General features: G+C 36.2%; 12 protein-coding genes. 4 read left to right on the top strand and 8 right to left on the bottom strand.

Annotation, left to right across the window (positions count from 1 at the left end):
* Window positions 1–28 precede the first annotated feature (28 nt).
* The gene (gene lpdA / locus AADJ06_RS12895; protein WP_341226876.1) at window positions 29–1,435 is read left to right on the top strand and encodes a dihydrolipoyl dehydrogenase; all 1,407 of its coding nucleotides are present in this window, start codon (window positions 29–31) and stop codon (window positions 1,433–1,435) included.
* A 73-nt stretch (window positions 1,436–1,508) separates the two neighbouring features.
* On the opposite strand, the gene AADJ06_RS12890 is transcribed toward lpdA, so the two are convergent.
* Window positions 1,509–3,863: a thrombospondin type 3 repeat-containing protein gene (locus AADJ06_RS12890; protein ID WP_341226875.1), complete on the bottom strand. Its 2,355-nt coding sequence runs from the start codon at window positions 3,861–3,863 to the stop codon at window positions 1,509–1,511.
* Window positions 3,864–4,131: 268 nt separating this feature from the next.
* On the opposite strand from AADJ06_RS12890, the gene AADJ06_RS12885 reads away from it, so the two are divergent.
* A complete protein-coding gene (locus tag AADJ06_RS12885) occupies window positions 4,132–5,301 on the top strand; it encodes a DUF4249 domain-containing protein (RefSeq protein ID WP_341226874.1) in 1,170 nt (389 codons plus the stop codon).
* Window positions 5,302–5,305: 4 nt separating this feature from the next.
* Entirely contained in the window at window positions 5,306–7,687 is a 2,382-nt protein-coding gene (locus tag AADJ06_RS12880; protein ID WP_341226873.1) for a TonB-dependent receptor, read from the top strand.
* On the opposite strand, the gene AADJ06_RS12875 is transcribed toward AADJ06_RS12880, so the two are convergent.
* From AADJ06_RS12875 to AADJ06_RS12845, 7 genes are all read right to left on the bottom strand, one after another.
* Entirely contained in the window at window positions 7,684–9,141 is a 1,458-nt protein-coding gene (locus AADJ06_RS12875; protein WP_341226872.1) for an FG-GAP-like repeat-containing protein, read from the bottom strand. The two genes, AADJ06_RS12880 and AADJ06_RS12875, sit on opposite strands and share 4 nt — an antisense overlap.
* A complete protein-coding gene (locus tag AADJ06_RS12870; RefSeq protein WP_341226871.1) occupies window positions 9,134–12,634 on the bottom strand; it encodes a VCBS repeat-containing protein in 3,501 nt (1,166 codons plus the stop codon). The genes AADJ06_RS12875 and AADJ06_RS12870 overlap by 8 nt, the downstream gene beginning before the upstream one ends.
* Window positions 12,635–12,784: 150 nt before the next feature.
* Entirely contained in the window at window positions 12,785–14,509 is a 1,725-nt protein-coding gene (locus AADJ06_RS12865; protein WP_341226870.1) for a RagB/SusD family nutrient uptake outer membrane protein, read from the bottom strand.
* Window positions 14,510–14,536: 27 nt separating this feature from the next.
* Window positions 14,537–17,518 (bottom strand): SusC/RagA family TonB-linked outer membrane protein, encoded by a 2,982-nt coding sequence (locus AADJ06_RS12860; RefSeq protein ID WP_341226869.1) that lies wholly within the window; start codon window positions 17,516–17,518, stop codon window positions 14,537–14,539.
* Window positions 17,457–17,768 carry a carboxypeptidase-like regulatory domain-containing protein gene (locus AADJ06_RS12855; RefSeq protein WP_341226868.1) on the bottom strand — a complete coding sequence of 104 codons (312 nt, stop codon included), beginning with the start codon at window positions 17,766–17,768 and terminating at the stop codon, window positions 17,457–17,459. Before AADJ06_RS12855 ends, AADJ06_RS12860 begins: the two co-directional genes overlap by 62 nt.
* A gap of 142 nt (window positions 17,769–17,910) precedes the next feature.
* A complete protein-coding gene (locus tag AADJ06_RS12850) occupies window positions 17,911–19,581 on the bottom strand; it encodes a lamin tail domain-containing protein (protein ID WP_341226867.1) in 1,671 nt (556 codons plus the stop codon).
* Between the two features lie 14 nt (window positions 19,582–19,595).
* On the bottom strand, window positions 19,596–20,492 hold the full coding sequence (locus AADJ06_RS12845; protein WP_341226866.1) for a TIM barrel protein: 897 nt from the start codon (window positions 20,490–20,492) through the stop codon (window positions 19,596–19,598).
* A gap of 56 nt (window positions 20,493–20,548) precedes the next feature.
* On the opposite strand from AADJ06_RS12845, the gene AADJ06_RS12840 reads away from it, so the two are divergent.
* Window positions 20,549–21,412: a glycoside hydrolase family 16 protein gene (locus AADJ06_RS12840; protein WP_341226865.1), complete on the top strand. Its 864-nt coding sequence runs from the start codon at window positions 20,549–20,551 to the stop codon at window positions 21,410–21,412.

Raw genomic sequence — 21,412 nt, 5'->3', positions numbered from 1 at the left:
GGCTCTGCCTTTATTAAAATATAGACTTATGGATTTTGATGTAATAGTAATTGGTTCTGGCCCTGGAGGATATGTAGCGGCAATACGTGCAGCTCAACTAGGCAAAAAAGTAGCTATCATTGAGAAATATGATGTATTAGGTGGAACATGCCTTAACGTAGGTTGTATTCCTTCAAAAGCACTTTTAGATTCCTCTGAACATTTTCATAACGCTACGCACCATTTTGCGGAGCATGGTATTAAAATCAATGCACCAAAATTTGATCTTAAAACCATGATTGGTAGAAAGAATGACGTGGTAAGCAAGATGAACAATGGTGTTGAGTTTTTGATGAAGAAAAACAAAATCAAAGTTTTCAATGGTTTTGGTTCTTTTATTGACAAAAACACTGTTAAAGTTACAAAGACAGATGGTACAGAAGAGCAAATCAAAGGAACTAACGTTATCATTGCCACTGGCTCTAAACCTACCATTCTTCCGTTTATGAATTTTGACGGAAAAAGAATTATTACTTCTACAGAAGCTTTAAACCTTACGGAGGTACCTAAAAACCTTTTAGTAATTGGTGCAGGAGTAATTGGTGCAGAATTAGGTTCAGTGTATGCGAGACTAGGTGCCAAAGTTACTTTTATAGAATTTGCCGGAGGAATGATTCCTACAATGGATGGCACATTAGGAAAAGAGCTTCAAAAAGTACTAAAGAAACAACATGGTGCTGAATTTAACTTCAACACCAAAGTGACAAACATTGCTAATACTGGAAAAGAAATAGAAGTAACTGCAGAAAATAGCAAAGGTGAGACAGTAACCTTTAAAGGTGACTACTGCTTAGTGTCTATTGGTAGAAAAGCCTATACAGATAGACTAAATCTAGAAGCCGTTGGCATTACTCCTGATAAAAGAGGAATGATAGAGGTAAACGACCATAGCCTTGAAACATCAGTACCTGGCATTTATGCTATAGGCGATGTTATCAAAGGAGCTATGCTAGCTCATAAAGCAGAAGAAGAAGGTGTTTTAGTGGCAGAAACCATAGTAGGTCAAAAACCACATATTCATTATAACTTAATACCTGGTGTAGTTTACACATGGCCTGAAGTAGCGTCTGTAGGTGCTACAGAAGAAGAATTAAAGGCTTCTGGTAAAGCTTATAAAAAAGGTCAATTCCCATATAAAGCCCTTGGTAGAGCCACAGCTAGTGGAGATACTGATGGTTTAGTAAAAGTATTGGCAGATAAAGAAACGGACGAAGTATTAGGAATGCATATTATAGGTGCGAGAGCAGCAGATATGATAGCTGAAGGTGTTACAGCAATGGAATTTAGAGCCAGTGCAGAAGACCTAGGGAGAATATCACACGCCCACCCTACTTACATGGAGGCTGTAAAAGAAGCGGCATTAGCTGCTACTGATAACAGGTCTATACATTCATAATTTAGACAGTCACTTACGTAAAAAAGGTCAGCAAATGCTGACCTTTTTTATGTCTTTACCGCAAGCGTCACTCTTAATTTCTCTTAACTATCTTTCGGCTAAAGAGGATCTTATTCGAACTATCATAGAAAACTAACAGGTAAGTACCATCGCTTACTTTGTTTAAATAAAGCTGCCCTTCATCACCGTTTAGTCTATAGCTTGTCAATAGTTTCCCACTCATGGTATAAAGTTCTGCTCTGTGTAGGTCTTTGTGAGCTGATATATAATTCAACCTGTATTGCGTTGGTATTGGATAAACTATTGAACTTAAGCCCTCCTGACTTCCCAACAGAAGAATTTCGTCTGGAGTAAATACTCTTAAACCTTCTGAAACAACGCTATTACAACCATATTTATCCGCTATAAATACTGCATATTCTGAAGAGTCTCGTACTATATATAAATTGTCATTTGTAGTCTCGCTATATACTCCATTAACTACCCAATGGTATTGAGTGGCAGTCAAAGTTGAATATATTTTATTACTATCGATTATGACTAGTTCCGGCTCTTGCGGGTTCGATTGAAACAAACAATTATCCTCTTGATCGGGCACTAAATCGCCATCGGCATCTGAATCACAAGAGTCGCCTATTCCATCCTTATCAAAATCAGTTTGTTCGAAATTCTTGGTCTCGTTACAATTATCCCAGTTATCAGGAATACCATCTTCATCCGCATCTAAAATTTCTTCCCCACTTAAACTATAAGCCATAACTGCAGATTCAGACAGCGAATTGCTGTATCTTAGGATTAGCACATTGCTTTCATCCAAGTTTTCAAAATCCGTCTTTGGTAAATCAATTTTTAAGTTTTCGCTAGGTATAGATTTCAGAAAAACACGACCATTATCAGTCAAATAACTTATTTCAAGCTCACATTCTTTACATTCTTTAGCCCTAGCCTCATTAATAAAAAGTTGAACAACACTTCCCTCAGAAACAGACTTGTCAATTATTGGTTTAGGCAATTCATCCTGAATTTCAACTTCATAAAATGTAAGAGCTGGGGTACCCAGCCTATTTTTAATAAAAGGTCCTCCATAAGGCTTACCCTCTGGGTCACTAAAAAAGCCAGGTAAATAAGTCAAACTATTAGTTGGTAGATTGTCATACCTTAAATAAAGGTTTTTTCCTTCACGCTCTATACCATTTATAAAACCAGATACACGCCCTGCATAGAAATGGTCTCTCATCAGGCTTGAATAGTATCCAAAATTAATACTATCTTTTACAGTTATTTCTTGATTAAAAACCAGCTTTAACCTATTCTCATCTTTTAGATTTATAAGCTTCTGTAAGTCTGGGGTCTCAAACTTCTTCTCACCCTTTTCAAAAGCCAAATAACTATTAAAAAGCCATTTAGCAATGATACCGTAACCGCCTAAACTATAGTGTAAGCCATCAAAATCCCAAAAGCCAAATCCAGTAGCTGGCACCACAGAAACATCATCATAAACTCTAGTTAGCTGCCTTTTAAACTCTCTTAGTTTTCCTGCCTCCCAGAGAGCATGCGTATTCATTATGCCTAATTGATATACATAATACCTATCTATTGGAGGAACATCTAGGCTTAAATTCTTCTTAAAAGTATCAAACAATGCTGGGTATTCATCTACACTTTGTAGACTGGTGTTTGCTTCAGCTTCTCCTTGTAGAAAAATAAAACCTTTGATAGATTTCACTTTACTATCAAAAACCCTTTTCAGCATCAAACCATATGGTGTGTGAACGTCATACAAAAAATCCGGATTTCTTTGAGACAGATACTTCAGGTCTGTCCCACCCAGTGCGGCGTTAATCACCAAAATGGGGATTTTCTCTTTTTCTGTAAAGTTTTTGATAAACCATTTCCCTAGAGTACCCACTTCAGGAAAAGTGGCATCATGCCATCCATCGGTACTGTGAGAATTATTCAAATAATGCGTATAATTTCTAGTATACTTCTTTGAAATACTATCATTTAGTACCAAGTAATTCGCATAAGAAACTGCATTGGATTGTCCGTAGATAATAAATGTATCTCCACAAAGTACCTTTTGGGCGGATTTAACCAATAAAGAATCATTTGACTTTTTTAACCAAAACTCTAAAGTATATTCGGTCAATTGAGCTTCAATAGGAATCTGAAAGCTAAGGTCTAAACCAGCTTTCAAATCATCTACAACAAACGTGGAAGAAAGATTATCTTCCGAAAATAGCTTAACTACCGCTTGCTCATAATCTGAATCCTGAACTATTCCTGTAATATCTACAAGTGCCGTATTACTCTCATTTCGAGAATAAAGCTGCATATCCTCTGGGAATTCAGTAAAGGTAACCTGAGCAAAGAGTAGGTTACTTTCTAAAAACAAAAATAAAAAAGTCAGTATATGTGGGAGCTTCATTGCTAATATGTCTATATTCAGCTCAAAGATAGTCATGCCAAAATATTTCAGAAATAATTTACCGATAGTCTCTCAGAATATTATTAATCGGTCAATAATTCTAAAACTAAGTTTGCAATACCTATATAAAAAAAATAATCACAAGCTTAATAAACGACAAAAAAGGCTGATTAGTAGATAATTAAAAACTATCCCTCTAATAGATTCATGTTTATTTATTTAAATCTCTATATTAGAATTTCAACCCATACATAAAAGTAAAATCTTAATGAGCCTCAAAATACTATCCCTTCTTAAAAGGGCATTTTTGGCCATCATGCTAACGGCTATTTCTTGTGTAGAACCATTTGACAAAGCCTTTCCAGCTAGCGAAACCATTTATATAGTAGATGGAAGATTAACAGATAACACTTCTAGTAATTATGTAAAACTTACTCTTTCAAAACCGGTTTCAACTTCTTTTCCTACTTATGTACCTGTATCGGGAGCAACGGTTAAAGTGATAGTTAATGGGGAGACCGACGTCTCATTAACCGAAACGTCCTCTGGCATCTATAAATTCCCATCTGAATTTAAGGGAGAAGTAGGAAGCTCATACCAATTAGTTTTCACTCTTGCCAATGGACTCCTATTTGAATCAAACTTGGAAAAAATGAACCCTGCTTCTAAAATCAATAAAGTATATCATGCTTTTGATGAAAGGGCTATAAAATTACCTGAGGAGACACTTCCTGGTCAGTATGTATACATTGACACCAAAGACGAAGAGTCTACAATAGATTTCTATATGTGGGATTGGGTACTTTACGAGCAACAAACGTACTGTCAAACCTGTGATAGAGCTTTGTATTATAATGATGCCAGTACTGGTCCATTAGGAGAATGTAGACCATTAAGTAGAGATAGAGATGTTATTTATGATTACCGATGCGATGCTCTTTGTTGGGAAATAATCTCTGCTAGCAAAATAAACGTCATGAATGATCAATTCTCAAATGGAAGAGAAATTATTGGACGGCAAGTTGCTGAAATACCGGTTTATCAAAAAGTAGGAGCCTTAATAGAAATCCGACAATATGCTATAAATAATAATGTTTACGATTACCTAAGACTAGTCGAATCTCAAGGACAAAATACCGGGGGACTTGCAGATACCCCTCCAGCAACATTAGCGGGAAACATTAATAGCAAAGATGACATAAAGCAAGCCATAGGTGGTTATTTCATTGTAGCTGCGGTAGATAAGCAATTATATTGGTTAGATAAACAAGATATTCCTGGAACTCTTCCGGCTATTGGCCTTTTGGGCGGACGCAAAGTTAACCCAGAACCAGTAAACCCTGCTGATACAAGCAGACCTCCTTTAGCTCCCTGCATAAATAGTGACACACGAACAGTAAACCAACCTGAAGGCTGGTTTACCGCTCGCCAAAATTAATCCCATGAAATACATAACTACCCTCTTACTCTGCCTAACTCTAGGCATTGCTCATTCTCAAAAAACTTATATACTCAAAGGAACAGTAAAAGATGATGTAGAAAAAGAGCCATTAATTGGAGCTACAGTAAGCATAGACTACGGAGACCAAGCAGACTTTACTGATTCAAATGGAAATTTCACTTTTGTTCTACCCCGAAAAACTGTAGTTATTACAGTGAGGTATGTAGGATATGTACCTTTTAGAAGAGAAGTAACACTTCCGCTCAATGACCTCGATATAGAATTAAAACTAGTTGAAAATACACTTCAGGAGATTATTGTCAGTGGCGTTGAAAACCAAACCGTCAGAAGACCTATCATGGGTTTAAGTACCCTTAGCATGAAAACGGTAGAAAAACTGCCTTCAGCCCTTGGTGAAGTGGATTTATTAAAGGGATTGCAAATGCTACCTGGTATATCAAGTGTAGGTGAGGCCTCAAACGGAGTAAATGTAAGAGGAGGTACCACAGACCAAAATCTTATGCTGCTAGAAGATGCACCCATTTTTAACCCTACGCACATGTTCGGTCTATTTTCTGCCTTCCCTTCTGAGGCCATCACATCATTTGACCTCTACAAAGGAAATGTTCCTGCAAGATATGGTGGAAGAACAGCCGGTATATTAGACATAAAGTTGGCTAACCCTTCTATGGATAAGTTTAAAATGCAAGGTGGAATTAGTTTTGTTTCAAATAAACTTATGGCTGAAATCCCTATAGTTAAGAAAAAAATAGCCCTATTAGTGGCTGGGAGAGGCTCCTTTAACGACTTCTTATTCCCCATCGTCTCCGACCAATTAAAAGACCTAAAGGCAAAGTTTGCAGATGGAGCAGCCAAATTATTTTATCAAATTAATGACAAAAATACACTTTCACTTTCTACCTATTATAGCTATGATTTTTTTCAGACAGAAATATTAGGAACCATTGGGAATATCAACGCCTCATCTTCTCAATTTCAATATGAAACAGCTAATTTTTCTGGGAAGTGGTTTTATAACATAAGCAGTAAAGCTAATATCCAAACCACTTTAGTAAGCTCAAATTATCAACCAAACACTTTACTGCCAGAACTTAATAGTAAAAACGTAGTAAAGATAAAGCAGAATATAGATTATAAACAGCTAAAGTCTAACCTCAACATTTATGAGGGCAAGCATAATTTTGAGATTGGCATAGACGCTATTAGATACTCTATAAACCCTGGTGAAATAGTTCCTGGAACTAGCGAAAGCGTATTGGCTATCACTACCCCCATTGAGAACGGAATAGAACTTGGAGCTAGCTTTGAAGATGTAATTGAACTAAACTCAAAAGCCAAAATCTCATTGGGCTTACGATACTCACATTACTTATCCATGGGACCTTCAGCCGTAAATATTTACAAAGAAAACGAACCTAAAAATCAAATTTCAGTGCTAGAAACAATCCAATATAACAAAGGTGAAGTAGCCCAAAGTTATGGGGGATTAGAGCCTCGAATAGGCTTTAGCTATTTACTGAACGAAAGCAGCAGTATAAAGGGAGGCTATAATTTGGCAAGACAATACTTGCAAGTAATCTCAAACACCACTACTCCTATTCCCACCTCAAGATGGAAACTTTCTGACTTGAATATAAAACCTCAAGTGAGTCAATTGGCCTCCCTAGGCTACTTTAAAAACTTATCAGGCAATATTTACGAGGTTTCTATAGAAGCTTATTATAGGAAAACAAATAACATCATTGACTATAAACCCGGAGCCGATTTCTTGCTAAACCCAACGCCAGAAACAGAAATACTACAAGGGGTTAACTCTTCTTATGGTACTGAGCTAATGATATCAAAAAAGAAAGGTGAATTTACTGGTTGGATAAACTACACCTATGCTCGCTCTCTAAACCAGGTAGATGAGGGTCCATTGCTTAGTCAAAGAGTTAATTTCGGTCAAAAATATGCGGCAAATTATGACAGACCGCATACCGTAAACGCCGCACTAATAATAAATCAGGGGGTTCATCACGATTTCTCATTTAACTTTACTTATTCCACTGGAAGACCTTTTACTTCTCCAGAAGGTTATATTAAATATAGCAATCAGGTCTTACCTTTCTACTTTTTAAGAAACAACAACCGTTTGCCAGATTATCACCGCCTTGATTTTGCATGGAATATTTATAATCCCAACATGAGAAATAGGAAGTTTAAAGGAAACTTTGCGTTTACTATTTATAACCTTTACGCAAGAAAAAATGCCTATTCTGTATTTTTCCGACCTTTGGGAAATGCGTCCAAGCCTTATAAACTAACCATTTTTGGAGCACCCATTCTTTCTTTAGCCTATAAATTTAAGTTTAATTACTAGGGTTTACTGGTATTTTTCAGGAGGTATACCATTTTTTTCTTTTCAACTCCCCTATCAAAACCGCCAAGAATAATTTCTTTGTAGCCATCATTATCTAAATCCCCTGTGTCTATAGTAAGCCACTTTTCTTTAGACAATGTCGGTTCTGAATAAACCTGAAAACCATGTTCATCAGTCCCTTCAAAATACAAGAAACCTTCACTTTCTGTAGCCTTTGGGAAGTATGAAATAACTGCTAAGTCCAAATTAGAATCTTTATTAAAATCTTCTACACAAACTTTAGAAGCCCCATTAATAGCATAAAAATAAGTTTCTTTGAAATTACCTTTAGTGTTGGTATAAATATGGACTCCATGGTAATATTTAAATACTATTGACAAATCTGCATTATCACCATTGGTGTAAACTATATCTAAATCTCCATCGGCATCCATATCTTTTAGTACGAAATAACTACTACCATGATACGGAGGAAAACTAAGAAGTACCTTTTCCTTGTATCTCCCTTTACCTAGGTTTTTATACAAAACAACCTGTTCCTTTCCTTGTGTCATTAAAGACACAATATCTTTCTTGCCGTCTCTATCCAAATCTACATAATATAGTTTCCTAGCTCCAGGTTCATTTGAAAGTATATGCTGTTTGAAATCTCTCCCATCATACCAACTTAAATCACCTAAATGATAGCCAAAATTTGCCACTAGAAAATCGTCTACACCATCTTGATTTATATCTTCTATTAAAAAATCAACCGGCCTTGCCATTTTATCCAGTAAAACTTCTCCAGTATCTTTTACTTTCAAAGCTCCTAATGGTAAATCCTTAGGGTTTAAGTGCCCTATTTCTAGAAGTACTTTACCATAGTCTTTATGATGTCTATACTTTACTATTGGACTTTTAGTTTCACTTATTTCTTCCTTTGCCTCTTTATTTTTATCTATTGAAAACAGCCTATTACTGGTTGACACATAGAATTTCTGCTCCTTATCATCCCATTGTGCCATCACAATATTTTTGGAGTCGATAGCTTGTTGTTCGGTTTTAAAGTAAGGCAAACCGCCTGTGACCTCTGGTTGGTCGAAAGTAGAATCAATACTCTCAAGAGATTCTAGTTCATAATATTTTACTATTTTATCCCAATCCTCCTTAGTCATCATTGGTTTTTGAGGATAAAAACCGGCTTGGAGCATATACATTCTATCTTCGTCAGATAAGGAAAGTAACTCTTTCATTAAATCTCCATTGCCAGTCCTTAAAGCCATATTTGGCAATACTTTTTTTAACCAAATATTCCTTGGCAACATCTCTGGTTTAGGAAATGCATGGCAACTAGCACAATAAACTTTGGCTAGTTCTTCGCCACTTTTGTTAGACGTAACAGGCTCACCTTGCTCCTCTTTATTTCCACAAGAGATTAATAAAAACAAAAAAACAATGCCTAAAAGCCTATTCATAAAGCTTGATATTATTGGCTCCATTAGGAAGAGAAACATTCCTACTAGATTGACTCAAATAAGAAGAGCCTGCGTAAATCTCCTTCTTCACTGTTTTCCCATTAAACTCATAAGTTAAATATTTATGCTTTGCTGTTATACCAATATCAGCCCTTTCCACTTCCGTTTTGAAAACCTTCAGAGGGCCACGATTTTGCGAAGCCAAGAGCAACATTTGACCCGAAGCATCAAACATATATGCCGATGCCTTAGCATTTTGAGCTACATAAAAACCAGTATTCATTTTATCTTCAAAATTTCCATGACCATCACCTTTTAAAAACAAACCATTTGAAGCATCATATCGCCCTCCAATAGGTTCGTTACCATAGTTATTTCCAGATAAAACTATATCCTCATAACCGTCTTGGTCAAAATCTTGAATTTGAATCCCGTTAACTTGACTAAACTGGGCCCTTCTTGGAAGTTTTTTGTAACTAAATTTCCCATTTCCTCGATTTTCTATATAAATAGAAGAGGAGCAATTAAGTGTCAATACTTGAGCATCCTTTTTTTCTTCAGCAGTTAGCAGATTATCCATATTAGCCAATGTAAAATCTTTATATGACACAAAACGAGTCCTAATAACATTAAGCTGCTTATTTACATCATCACGACCATTATAAGGCACTAACTTTCTTTCTCCACTTTCAGTATTGAAGTATACAAAAGGAATGATATCATAATTACCATTGTTGTCAAAGTCTTTTGCCACTATCATAGTTGGCTCCTTTTCAGTACCCTTCATCAATGAATTTTCACCAATATTTCCCACTACGTAATCAATGTCGCCATCTTGGTCAAAATCGGCTCCATTAATAGAAGTCCAAATTCCTTTTAATCCTTCTAGTCCGGTATTCTGAGCCTTGCTGAATTTCCCGTTTTCATTTTTCATAAAAATGATTTCACTCCATTCCCCTATTAAAACAGCGTCGGTTTGACCATCATTATCAAAATCTGTCAATAGAATATCGCAGATTAGCCCTACATTATTAAAACCTGGGGCTATTTCATCAGTCACATCAGTAAAACTTACCTGACCTCCTCTAGAGTCATTTCTAAGGATTTTTGAAGTTTCAAATTTTGGATATTCCGAAGGCACAGACCTCCCTGCCACAAATAGGTCTAAATCTCCATCATTATCGTAATCTGTTCCTCTTACGCATGAAGTACTTATTGTAAAGTCTGGTAAACTGCTTGTGGTCAATGTGAAATTCCCACTCCCATCGTTTAAAAATAATTGGTCTTGATAGCTTGATTCATATTTAGCAGACTCTGTTCCACCTTTGCATATGTACAGATCCAAATCACCATCACCATCAGCATCAAAAAATAGACTTCCTAAATCTTCTCCAAGTTTAGTCGGTACTTTAATTTCGTCTAATAAGTATGTACGGTTAAATTCGCCATTAGCCTTTTGTGTCATAAAGACTCCACTTTGCCCTTTTGAACCTCCAATAAAAAAGTCCTCCAAGCCATCACTGTTTATGTCTCCTACAGAAACACCAGGACCTGACTCAGAAAGCTTAAATGGAATCAGATTTTGAAGGTTAAAATCAATAAAGTCAGTTTCAAAATGGGTGTAGGAAATATTTAAACTATCAGAAATATCTTCAAAATAAATATTCGTTTTATCTACTCTTGAGAAATCTGAAGAAAGGCTAGCTTCTACCACATTTACTTCCAATACTTGATTTAACTCTGGATTGTTTATTAGCTGCATTTTTCCATTTGGCCAAAATACCTTTAAGCTTACCACTTTCCTGTCTCCCAATCCAAAATGAAGCGTAGGCTCCACACTAGAAAGGTAACCACGCTGAGGCATGTTTTCATGAATCATCTTTTCTCCTGAAGCGAACTCTAGCAGTACCACCGCTCCAATACCGTTAATGTTTAATCCATCACCTATACATTTAACTCGTAAATAATTACGAACGTCCTCCTCTTTATTTTCAATTAGATTATTTCGAAAAACAAAAGCTTCATCATCGATATTATTGACCACATAATCTAAATCTCCATCATTATCTAGATCTGCATAAACAGCTCCATTGGAAAAAGAAGGGATTTCCATTCCCCATTCTTTGGTAACATCTTCAAATTCTAAATTTCCATTATTTCTAAAGGCGTAATTACTAATCTTAACTTCTGGCATTTGCCCTAGTAAGTAAGGTCTTGAGGCCAAAAACTCAGCTTGCTGCCTATAAGCCATAAAGTCTCTATCGGTAACATCTTTGGGGAAGCCATTTGTAACTATCAAATCACGATAACCGTCATTGTCAAAATCAGCCAAAGAAGGTGTCCAACTCCAGTCTGTTTCAGCAAAACCAGCTAAAAAGCTTATCTCACTAAACATAGGTTTATTAAATTCATTTACGCCATTATTTAGCTGTAATGTATTCCGCATATACTGATAAGTGTATCCAAATTCATTACTAAACATAAAAAGCTGGTAATTCATTGGTCCGGCTAAAACCTTCTTCCTTTCATTGTTTTTAGCCAACATATCTAAAGCCACCATATCTAAATAACCATCATTATTGATATCGGCTACATCATTTCCCATAGCAGAATTACTTGTATGCTTAAAATAGTCACTCGCCATATCTTGAAAAGTACCATCTTTCATGTTTATATAAAGTAAATCATCTGCTGCATAGTCATTGGTCACATAAATATCTTTCCAGCCATCTCTATTTATATCACAAATGTTTAGCCCCAGGCCATAGCCTTCTATTGTAATGCCAGCTTGCTTTGAAATATCCTTATATACTGGATGGCCCAACTCTACACTCCATGTACACTCGTAAAATCTATCTGTATTAGGGTAAGAACCATCTATTACCTTCTTTCTGAAGCTGTTTGGATTACTATCGGCTATATTGGTTAAAATATATAGATCTAAGTCTCCATCATTATCATAGTCAAAAAATGCAGCGTTTTCTGTGTGACCAGAATCATTCACACCGTACTCCTCTCCTAATTCCTTAAAAATTGGAACTCCATCTGTCAAACCTTGATTAACAAACAGTAAGTTTTGACGTTCTTCAGCAGTTCCCTTCACTGTAGCGGCTACATAGACATCCATTAACCCATCGGCATTAATATCTACAGTAATTACGCCAGCACTCCATCTTTCCTGTCCTTCTATACCTGCCAGTTCTGATATATCTTCAAACTTGAAATCACCCTTATTGATGTACATTTTATTGGCCACTTGATTTCCACTAAAAAAGATATCCTGAAGGCCATCATTATTGAAATCAGCGATTCCTACACCCGAACCATTATAGAAATACTCGAAATCTAAAATATTCAAGGTGTCACTCTCTACTAAGACATTTGAAAATGTAATATTAGAATGAGACGACTCAATCTTTTCAAAGAGATTTTTCTCTTTGCATGAAAACAGTAAGCCGAGTAAAACAAAAAAAGATAGGTTTTTAAGAGTCATATGAGTATCAATTTTTATCAAAAATATCAAAAAAAAGTGTGGTTCTACTATAAAACGAGTCAGAGCAGTTTAACAATTTAAATCACATTAATACAAAAAAAGAGGCTGTCCCAATTCAATGGAACAGCCTCTTTATATAAATACTTAATCCTAGTTAAAATCTGGATTTTGTACTAAAATATCGCTTCCCACTAAGTCAATTTGACCTTGAGGAATTGGCAATAAAGCATGCCTAGCCTCGTATTTACCTTCACCTAAAGCTCCTGGTAAAAACTGCGAATCATATGCTAAATATCTAGAAATCTCGTCTACATCAGTTCCCCAACGAACTAAGTCATAAAAACGGTATCCTTCCATTCCCAATTCAAGCTTACGCTCAAATCTTACAGCCTTTCTTGCAAAGTCCTTATCTGGGAAAGAATCATACAGTCCAATGTTATAATTGGCTGCTGGATTTCCGTCTTCATCCATTACATAGTCTGATGCCACACTAGCTCTACTTCTAATCATATTAGTATACTCTAAAGCTTTAGCTAAACTTCCTACTTCAATCTCAGCTTCTGCAGCCATTAGTAGAACATCCGCATAACGAATAATAGTTACATTATAGGCATTGTAAGTTTGGTGTCCCCAACCTCCAGTTTCAGTTAAACCAGACTCTTTCTCAGCTTTTGTGAAAAGATACTTCTTTGGAGAATATGGACCACCGTTAGGCTGGTTACGAATCATACTCTGACCTCTATGTACTCCCCAATCCATAAATGGAATACCTCTACGTCCTACTGTATGGTCTAATCTTGGATCCAAATTACCAGTATCTAAGGTAAACTCAGTACTAGATTCAATACCCATATCATTCTTAACAGCGTTAGCGTCACTGTTATAAGACTCATCAAGAAGAGGAAGACCATTTGCATCCGTTCTAAAAGAGTTTACAAAAGTGAAACTTGGTTGAAAGAATCCACAACATGTTCCTGGATCACTTCCCTGAATAAAGTTCAATTGGAGGTCTGAATTTGCGTTATTACCATCTCCAGAACCAACTGTTGCCTGAACAGCAAAAATAGACTCAGAACTGTTATCATTTGCAACTCTGTAAATACTAGAGTATGTAGGCAAAAGTGCATATTTCACGCCAGAGGTAGTAACACCATTCGCTATAATTTGGTCAAAAAGAGCCTTTGCTTCAGAAAACTTGTTTTGAAACATATAAACTTTTGCCAAATAGCTCATAGCAGCCCATTTGTTTACACGACCTGCACTACCAAATGTCTCAGGTAGAACATCTACTGCTGCTTGTAAGTCAGCCTCAATTTTAGGCCATAAATCAACATTATTAGGCACTAACTCAATTCCGTTAGTAACATCATTGGTCTCATCTACATAAGGCACCATATTAAAATTCCTCTTAAGCTGGAAATAATAATGAGCTCTTAAGAATCTAACCTCAGCAGTCATTCTAGCTATATCTTCAGGCTTTACATCTGGCTGAGCTTCTGACAAAAGAATTAAAGCATTGTTTGCTCTCGATACTCCATCAAAATGTCCTCTATAAGCATCTGCTATAAAAGTTAATGTAGGCGTATAAGCAAACGTTTGAATCGGATTGATATCTGAGAAATCTCCAGGATCTGTTCCTTTATTGGCATCTCCACCACGAATACTACCCCACACCCAGTTAGATGGGCCAGCGGCGTAGTTACTTAGACCACTTAATTGAGCATAAGTGGCAAGAACCGCCCCTTCTAAACCCGCAAGTGTGGTCAACTGATTTTTGGCAAGTGAGCCGGTCGGCAACACCTCCAAAAAGCTCTCCTTACAAGCGTAACTCCCTAAAAGAAGTACACTGAGTATTGCTAATTTTATTTTTCTCATTTTATAAATTTCTTCTTAAAGTTTATTTTATAGTCCTAAGTTAACTCCAAAGGTAAATTGACGTGTAACTGGGAAGTTACCTAAGTCAATACCAAAACTTGTATCCGCACTACCAGCAACTTGAGGGTCAAGACCATCATATCCAGTAATAGTGAATAAGTTGTTTACAGAACCAAATACACGTAATTTACTTATTTTCATCTTATCCAAGATGTTACCTGGAAGGTTATAAGCAAGTGATAAGTTCTGGAATCTTAGGTAAGAACCATCTTGTACATAGAAATCACTCGCCTGAGAACCAGTACTGAAGCCATCATTTCCTTCAAAAATTGGAATATCAGTATCTCTGTTATCAGGAGTCCAAGAATCCTTAACTCTTTCAGAGATAGCTGAACCAGCAAATAATGGATAGAAATCAGTAAATCTTCTTGAAATATTAAAGATTTCATTTCCTATAGATGTATAGAAGTAAGAAAGTAACTCAAAATTCTTATATCTAAGAGTGAAGTTCAAACCACCTGTAAAGTCAGCAACTGGGCTTCCTAAGTAAGTTCTATCATCTGCATTTATTTTACCATCGTTATTGATGTCTACATATCTAAAACGACCTAAACCGGCTCCGTCTTGAGTAGGGGCTGAATCAATTTCCTCTTGAGTTTGGAAAAGACCAGCAACTTTATATCCGAAGAAGGAAGACAGAGAATGTCCTAACTGGTTACGAATTGGATTAACACCTCTAAAGCCAGGATTAACATCTGTAAGGTATGTTTGACCATCAGCAATATAAGTAATCTCGTTATCTAAGAAACCACCTGATAAATCAAGTTCAAATCCGATTTCTTGAGTAATGTCACCCTTGGTAGAGATTAAGAAATCAATACCTTTATTAACCATTGTTCCAATATTAACAGAAGGAGGGCTTGCACTTCCTGCAGTTTGAGTAATTGGTAAAGTATAAAGAAGATCTCTTGTATCTTTTTGCCATACATCTAAAACGATGTCTAACTTACCTTTCAAGAATGAACCATCAAAACCGATATTCTTTGTAACACTAGTTTCCCATTTCGCATCTGGGTTACCAATTCTTGACTGTCTGAAACCATTAACAATACCACTATTAGTACCATTAATGTCATAACCAGAATTACTAATACTTTGAGCATATAAGTTATACTGGTTAGCAGGGTTTACGTTGTTAGAGTTACCCATTAAACCGTAACCTCCACGAATTTTAAGCTCCTGAATCCAAGAAAGATCTTTCATGAATTCTTCCTCAGAAATTCTCCAAGCCGCAGAAACCGCTGGGAATGTTCCGTACTTATTATTAGCACCAAAACGAGAAGAACCATCTCTTCTTACAACTCCAGTAAGAATGTATTTATCATTGAAGTTATAAATAGCTCTACCAAAGTATGAGTTAAATGTAATTCCATTATCCTTTACACTAAAGGCTGGGTTTCTAATATCCAAGGTTGAGATAGTGATATAATCAATATCTCCAGCAAATGGATTTCTACCATCAGCACCTATGTTTTTACCACTACCAGTATTCAACGCTTCTTGACCAGCAAGTAATTCTATACCATGAAGACCAAATTTCTTTTTGTAGTTAATGGTATTAGTAAATGTCCAACCAAATCTATATCCACCACCTTCATTATAAGACCATCTTGTACCTTTGTTCTCCAAAGTTTCATAGATAGGTCTACCATAACCCCAGCCGTAGAAATTAGTAAATGTTGCTCCTATAGATGTTCTAACAGTTAAATCTTTTATGATATCAAGCTCAGCATAAAGATTACCCATACCTAAAGCATTAAAGTTTCTATTTCTCTTTCCACCTTCTTGATTAGCAATAGGATTTGAACCCTGACCGAAACCTAGAGCTGTAGTACCTGCATATCCTCCAAACTCATCATAAACTGGAAGTATTGTTGGCGATCTAAATGCACCAAGAATATCATTCTCGTCAGATGAACTAGACAAACCATTATTACCACCCTGTCTTCCTAAAACTTGGTTATAAGTAATTTGCATATTTTCTCCAATTCTGAAGTTCTTGAATACATCAAACTCAGTATTTACTCTTAAAGCATATCTTGTAGCCTCTTGGCTAGGTAAAATACCTTTTTGATTTTGAGCAGACATACCTACATAAAACCTTGAGCCTTCGGTTCCTCCACTAAAACCTAATGAATGACGCTGAATTGGAGCATTTCTCGTTAACTCTTTGTACCAATCAGTACCTTCTTTATTTGCTTTAATCACTTGATAGAAATCAGAAATCTCTGGACCTGTAATATTATACTTTTCTCTTTCTGCTTCTAAATCAACAGTACCGATAACACCACTTTGATCACCAACTTTCAAATAATCTGGAATGATTGGAGTCTCGCCAGAACCATATTGAGGGTGAGTAAGTTGACTACCTGAGTTCCTTAGAGCATTCCAAGTCCAAGTAGCTTGATCTTGAGGATTCATCATCTTCTGACCTTCACCTGGCGTAGTAACACCATACAAACCATCATAAGTAATTTGAAGCTTTTGAGCCCCTTTTTTACCTCTTTTGGTAGTGTAAACAATTACACCGTTTGCAGCTCTTGCTCCATAAATAGAAGCGGCAGATGCATCTTTCAGGACAGTAGTAGATTCTATATCATCAGGGTTTAAGAAGTCTGTAGAGTTTACAGGATAACCATCGACAATAAGCAATGGCTCATTTCCTCCGAAGGCTCCAAAACCTCTTACTCTAACCTGACTACCCGCACCTGGCTGACTATTTGTAACTACTGTAAGACCTGCTACTCTACCTTGTAACTGCTGCTCGATATTAGCAGAAGGAACTGTAGTTAAATCTTTAGGTTTTACAATAGAAATAGCTCCAGTTGATTCTTTTCTAGAATCAACAGAATATCCTGTTACAACTACTTCTTCTAAAGTAGATATATCAGAAGCTAAGGATACATTGATAACAGATTGGTTTCCTACTCTTAACTTCTTGTGATTCATAACCCACAAAACTAAATACCAAAACGGTATTTGCATTATTGACAGAAAGCGAATAGTTTCCTTCAATATCCGTACTAACACCGTTCGTAGTGCCTTTAACTACTACAGAGACACCTGGTATCTCTAGTCCGTCATCCGCACCTGTAACTTTTCCACTTACAGTTTGGTTTTGAGCGAATACCTCACTAAAAGAGAGAGATAAACCCATCAAAACCAATAGTAAGCCTTTCGAGTAAAGTTTTACTTTCATAAAAAAATGGTTAATGGTTTAAGTAAATAAAAGTCAATTAATCATTGACAGAGTGCAATATTAAACATTCGCATTGTGAAAATCCAATTATATCTACACAAAATCTTTTTTTACGGTCAAAAAAGTGCAAATGATTGCATCATTATCTTAAACCAAGCACAACTTTGTGTTTTTCTTGATAAATTCTAGTGGCAGTCCGGAGCTCTGCATACACTATGTAATAACCCACTGGCATAGGCTCATTTGAAGTGCTATAGCCATCCCAAGTCATTTCAAGACTATTTGTAACGTATTGACCTTGTGATAAAGCTGTAATATACTTTCCATTAATATCGTAGATATGAGCGTCTAAATTACCGGTTGCATGAATTTTAAAATTAAATTGAGCTTCGTCTTCAATACCATCATTATTTGGAGAAAATACTGGTGTTAACACAATAATCTCAAAAAAGCCATTCTCCGAAACATCCAATGATTTATAACCAGGAGAAGCATAGTTTTCTGAAGATGAAACCGACTCCCAATCTTTAAAGCTACTTTCAAAGCTTTTTCTTTCAAGAGAAACGCCATCAACATCGTCAAGTGAGGGGTGGTGCATATCCTCATTATATTCAAAAATATCTAATTCTAAACCATCGGCAGAGACAAGCACGACAAGACCTTCATCATTATTGTAGGACGGTAACTTGTTCACCTCCAAAATATTATTTTCTACCCCTTTGGGATAAAATTGTATTAGTGTTTGTTTGTCTTTTGTAAAACAAATAAAACTCTTGGCTTCCAGAATTAAATTTGATGTGCTAAGCACAACTATTTCTTCATCACCTCTCATCAGACCAATACCTTTAAGGTTTATACTTCTCTCTGAATTATTGTAAACTTCAACAAAATCATCGCCTCCTGATTTAGGATTAAAAAGTATTTCAGACAAAAGCAAGTCCCCTACTACAGGGCTAGGAATATTTCCAATTGAAACTACTACTGGTGCAGACAAGTTTCCTGAGCAATCTGCAATAGTGTTAAAAGTAATATCAAAGAGTCCGCTCTCCGGTAATGGGTTTTTAAATTTGATATTTAAGGCACTATTAGTCACCGAGGAAAACGAGACTTCTTGGATTTCGAGTTCTGGCGAATCTACATCTAGTGTTTCTTGGCTTAAACTTAGTTTCTCTGAAAAGACAAATTCATAAGTCCTATCCCCAATATTATTATATGCCAGAAAAGTTGGCCCATCTAAGTCAGCTAAGTTTTGTGAAGAGGCATTTGTCATACCTGGAGTACCACCTTGCTCGGCAGCGGAAGATGTCCAATTCTCTCCATCTCTACATGGCGAGCTTAAATCAATCATTTCTAAGGAATAGCCTTGGTCTCTCCCCAAGGCATACCAATCATCAGAATAAACAACTTCATGCACTAATTGACCAGCAGGATCTTCTAATCTCAGTTTTGTCCCACCGTTTAACAGTGAAAACTTACTCAGCCCAACTATTTCGCCGTATGACTCTAAAAAAGAAACATTATTCTCTCGACAAACTATCAGATACGCTCCAGGCTCTACGTTTACACTTGGAAAAGAAACCTCAGAAGTATTGTAGTAAAGTTTATAGGAATTTAAATTTATAGGCTTAGTTGAGTTATTAAATAGTTCTAAATATTCCTTCTCTGGCAAACCATGACTTGGTGTAGGATCTGCAAGGATCTCTGTTATTAGCACGCTATAATTTGCCTGAGCAAGGGCTACCCTATCAGAAGAAAAAGAAAGAAAGAATATAAAGATTAATCGAGAAATGTTTTTCAACCTAGACCTTTGCATAAAATAAACCTTACTTAAATATCACATATTGTCACCCCTTGTTTAAGCGAAGCTAACTTGTTCTCTCTTTTTGGAATGAATTCTTGCCCTACAAAGCCTTTATACCCTGTCTCTAAAATTGCTTTAATTATAGCGGGGTAATTCAATTCTTGTGTATCATCAATCTCGTTTCGGCCAGGCACTCCACCAGTATGGTAATGGGCTATATATTTATGATTCTCTTGAATAGTTCGAATAACATCACCTTCCATAATTTGCATATGGTAAATATCATAAAGAAGTTTAAAATTATCTGAATCAAGTTTTTGACATAATTCTACACCCCAATTGGTATGATCACACATATAGTTTGGATGATTCACTTTTGAATTTAGCAATTCCATCACCACATTTACTTTCTTCTTTTCGGCGTAAAGCATTACCTTTCTTAAGCCTTCGGCACAATTCTCTAGTCCTTCTTCATCTGAAAGGTTGGTTTCTCTATTACCTGAAAAGACAATGATATTTTTCAAGCCAGCTTTAGCTACCTCATCAATTTCGTGCAAATAAAGCTCAATCATTCCTTCATGATTTTCTTTTTTATTCCAACCATTGCTGATACCGTATTTACTCCCAGATGCAGAAACCATGGCACAAGTCAATCCGTACTTTTGTATCTTTTTAAAATCTTTAATACTCAAGAGCTCAATAGAGCTCAATCCAATTTCAACAGCTGCCTTTGCTAAATCATCTAACTCAACACCTTTATAACACCACCTGCATACGGAATGATTGACCGCACCTTTGAGGTTTTCTGCCAACACATTATCTGAGGCTGATAGTCTTGAGTATAGGCTAGAAACTAAACTTAAACCAGCTACACTGGTCAAAGCTCCTAAAGCTTTTCTCCTAGAAGTACTTTTTCTGTTCATTTATTATTTCATTTGCGATAGGTAAGCTAAATAAAATTATTTAAAATATTAAATAAATGAAAAAACTCCTCCTTGTTATATTACCACTATCAGCCTCTATTTTGACACTTTGCTCGTCATCAGAAACAGCAGAACCAGATACTAAAATTCCAACACCAAAAACACCAGACCCTATACCTATTTATGGCTTTCAGAAAGAGGTAAGCTGGTCTGATGAGTTTGACAAAGATGGAAAACCTGACGCTAATACTTGGGGGTATGATTTAGGAGGAAATGGTTGGGGAAATAATGAAGCTCAAGTTTATACCAACGAACTTGAAAATGCTAGAGTAGAAAGTGGCAATCTGATAATTGAAGTAAAGAAAAAAAATGCAGCTTATACTTCTGCTAGGCTTGTCACTAAAAACAAAAAGGACTTCTTATACGGGCGAATGGAAGTTAAAGCTCTTCTTCCTATAGGGAGAGGTACATGGCCTGCCATTTGGACACTGGCTAGCGAAAACAATTATGGTGAAAGCTATTGGCCAGACAATGGTGAAATGGACATCATGGAACATGTAGGAATGGACCAAGACAGAATTCATACAAATATTCATACCAAAGCATTCCATCATTCAATAGGTACAAACAAAGGAAATAATAAAATTGTAGATAAAGCCTCTGAAGAGTTTCATATATATAGACTTGACTGGTATCCAAATACCATCAAATTCTATATTGACGACCAACTATTATTTGAATTTAAAAAAGAAGCTGGTTACACCTGGAAAGAGTGGCCTTTTGACAAGCCGCATCACCTACTATTAAATATTGCCGTTGGCGGAAACTGGGGAGGTCAGCAAGGTATTGACGATAGCATTTTCCCTCAAAAAATGCTAATAGATTATGTCAGGTTTTTCGATTTAGTAGAAATCAAATAG

It is taken from the genome of uncultured Arcticibacterium sp., assembly GCF_964021845.1.
GTDB lineage: Bacteria > Bacteroidota > Bacteroidia > Cytophagales > Spirosomataceae > Arcticibacterium.
The sequence above is the reverse complement of the archived record's forward strand: the minus strand, read 5'-3'. Positions and strand labels throughout refer to the sequence as shown.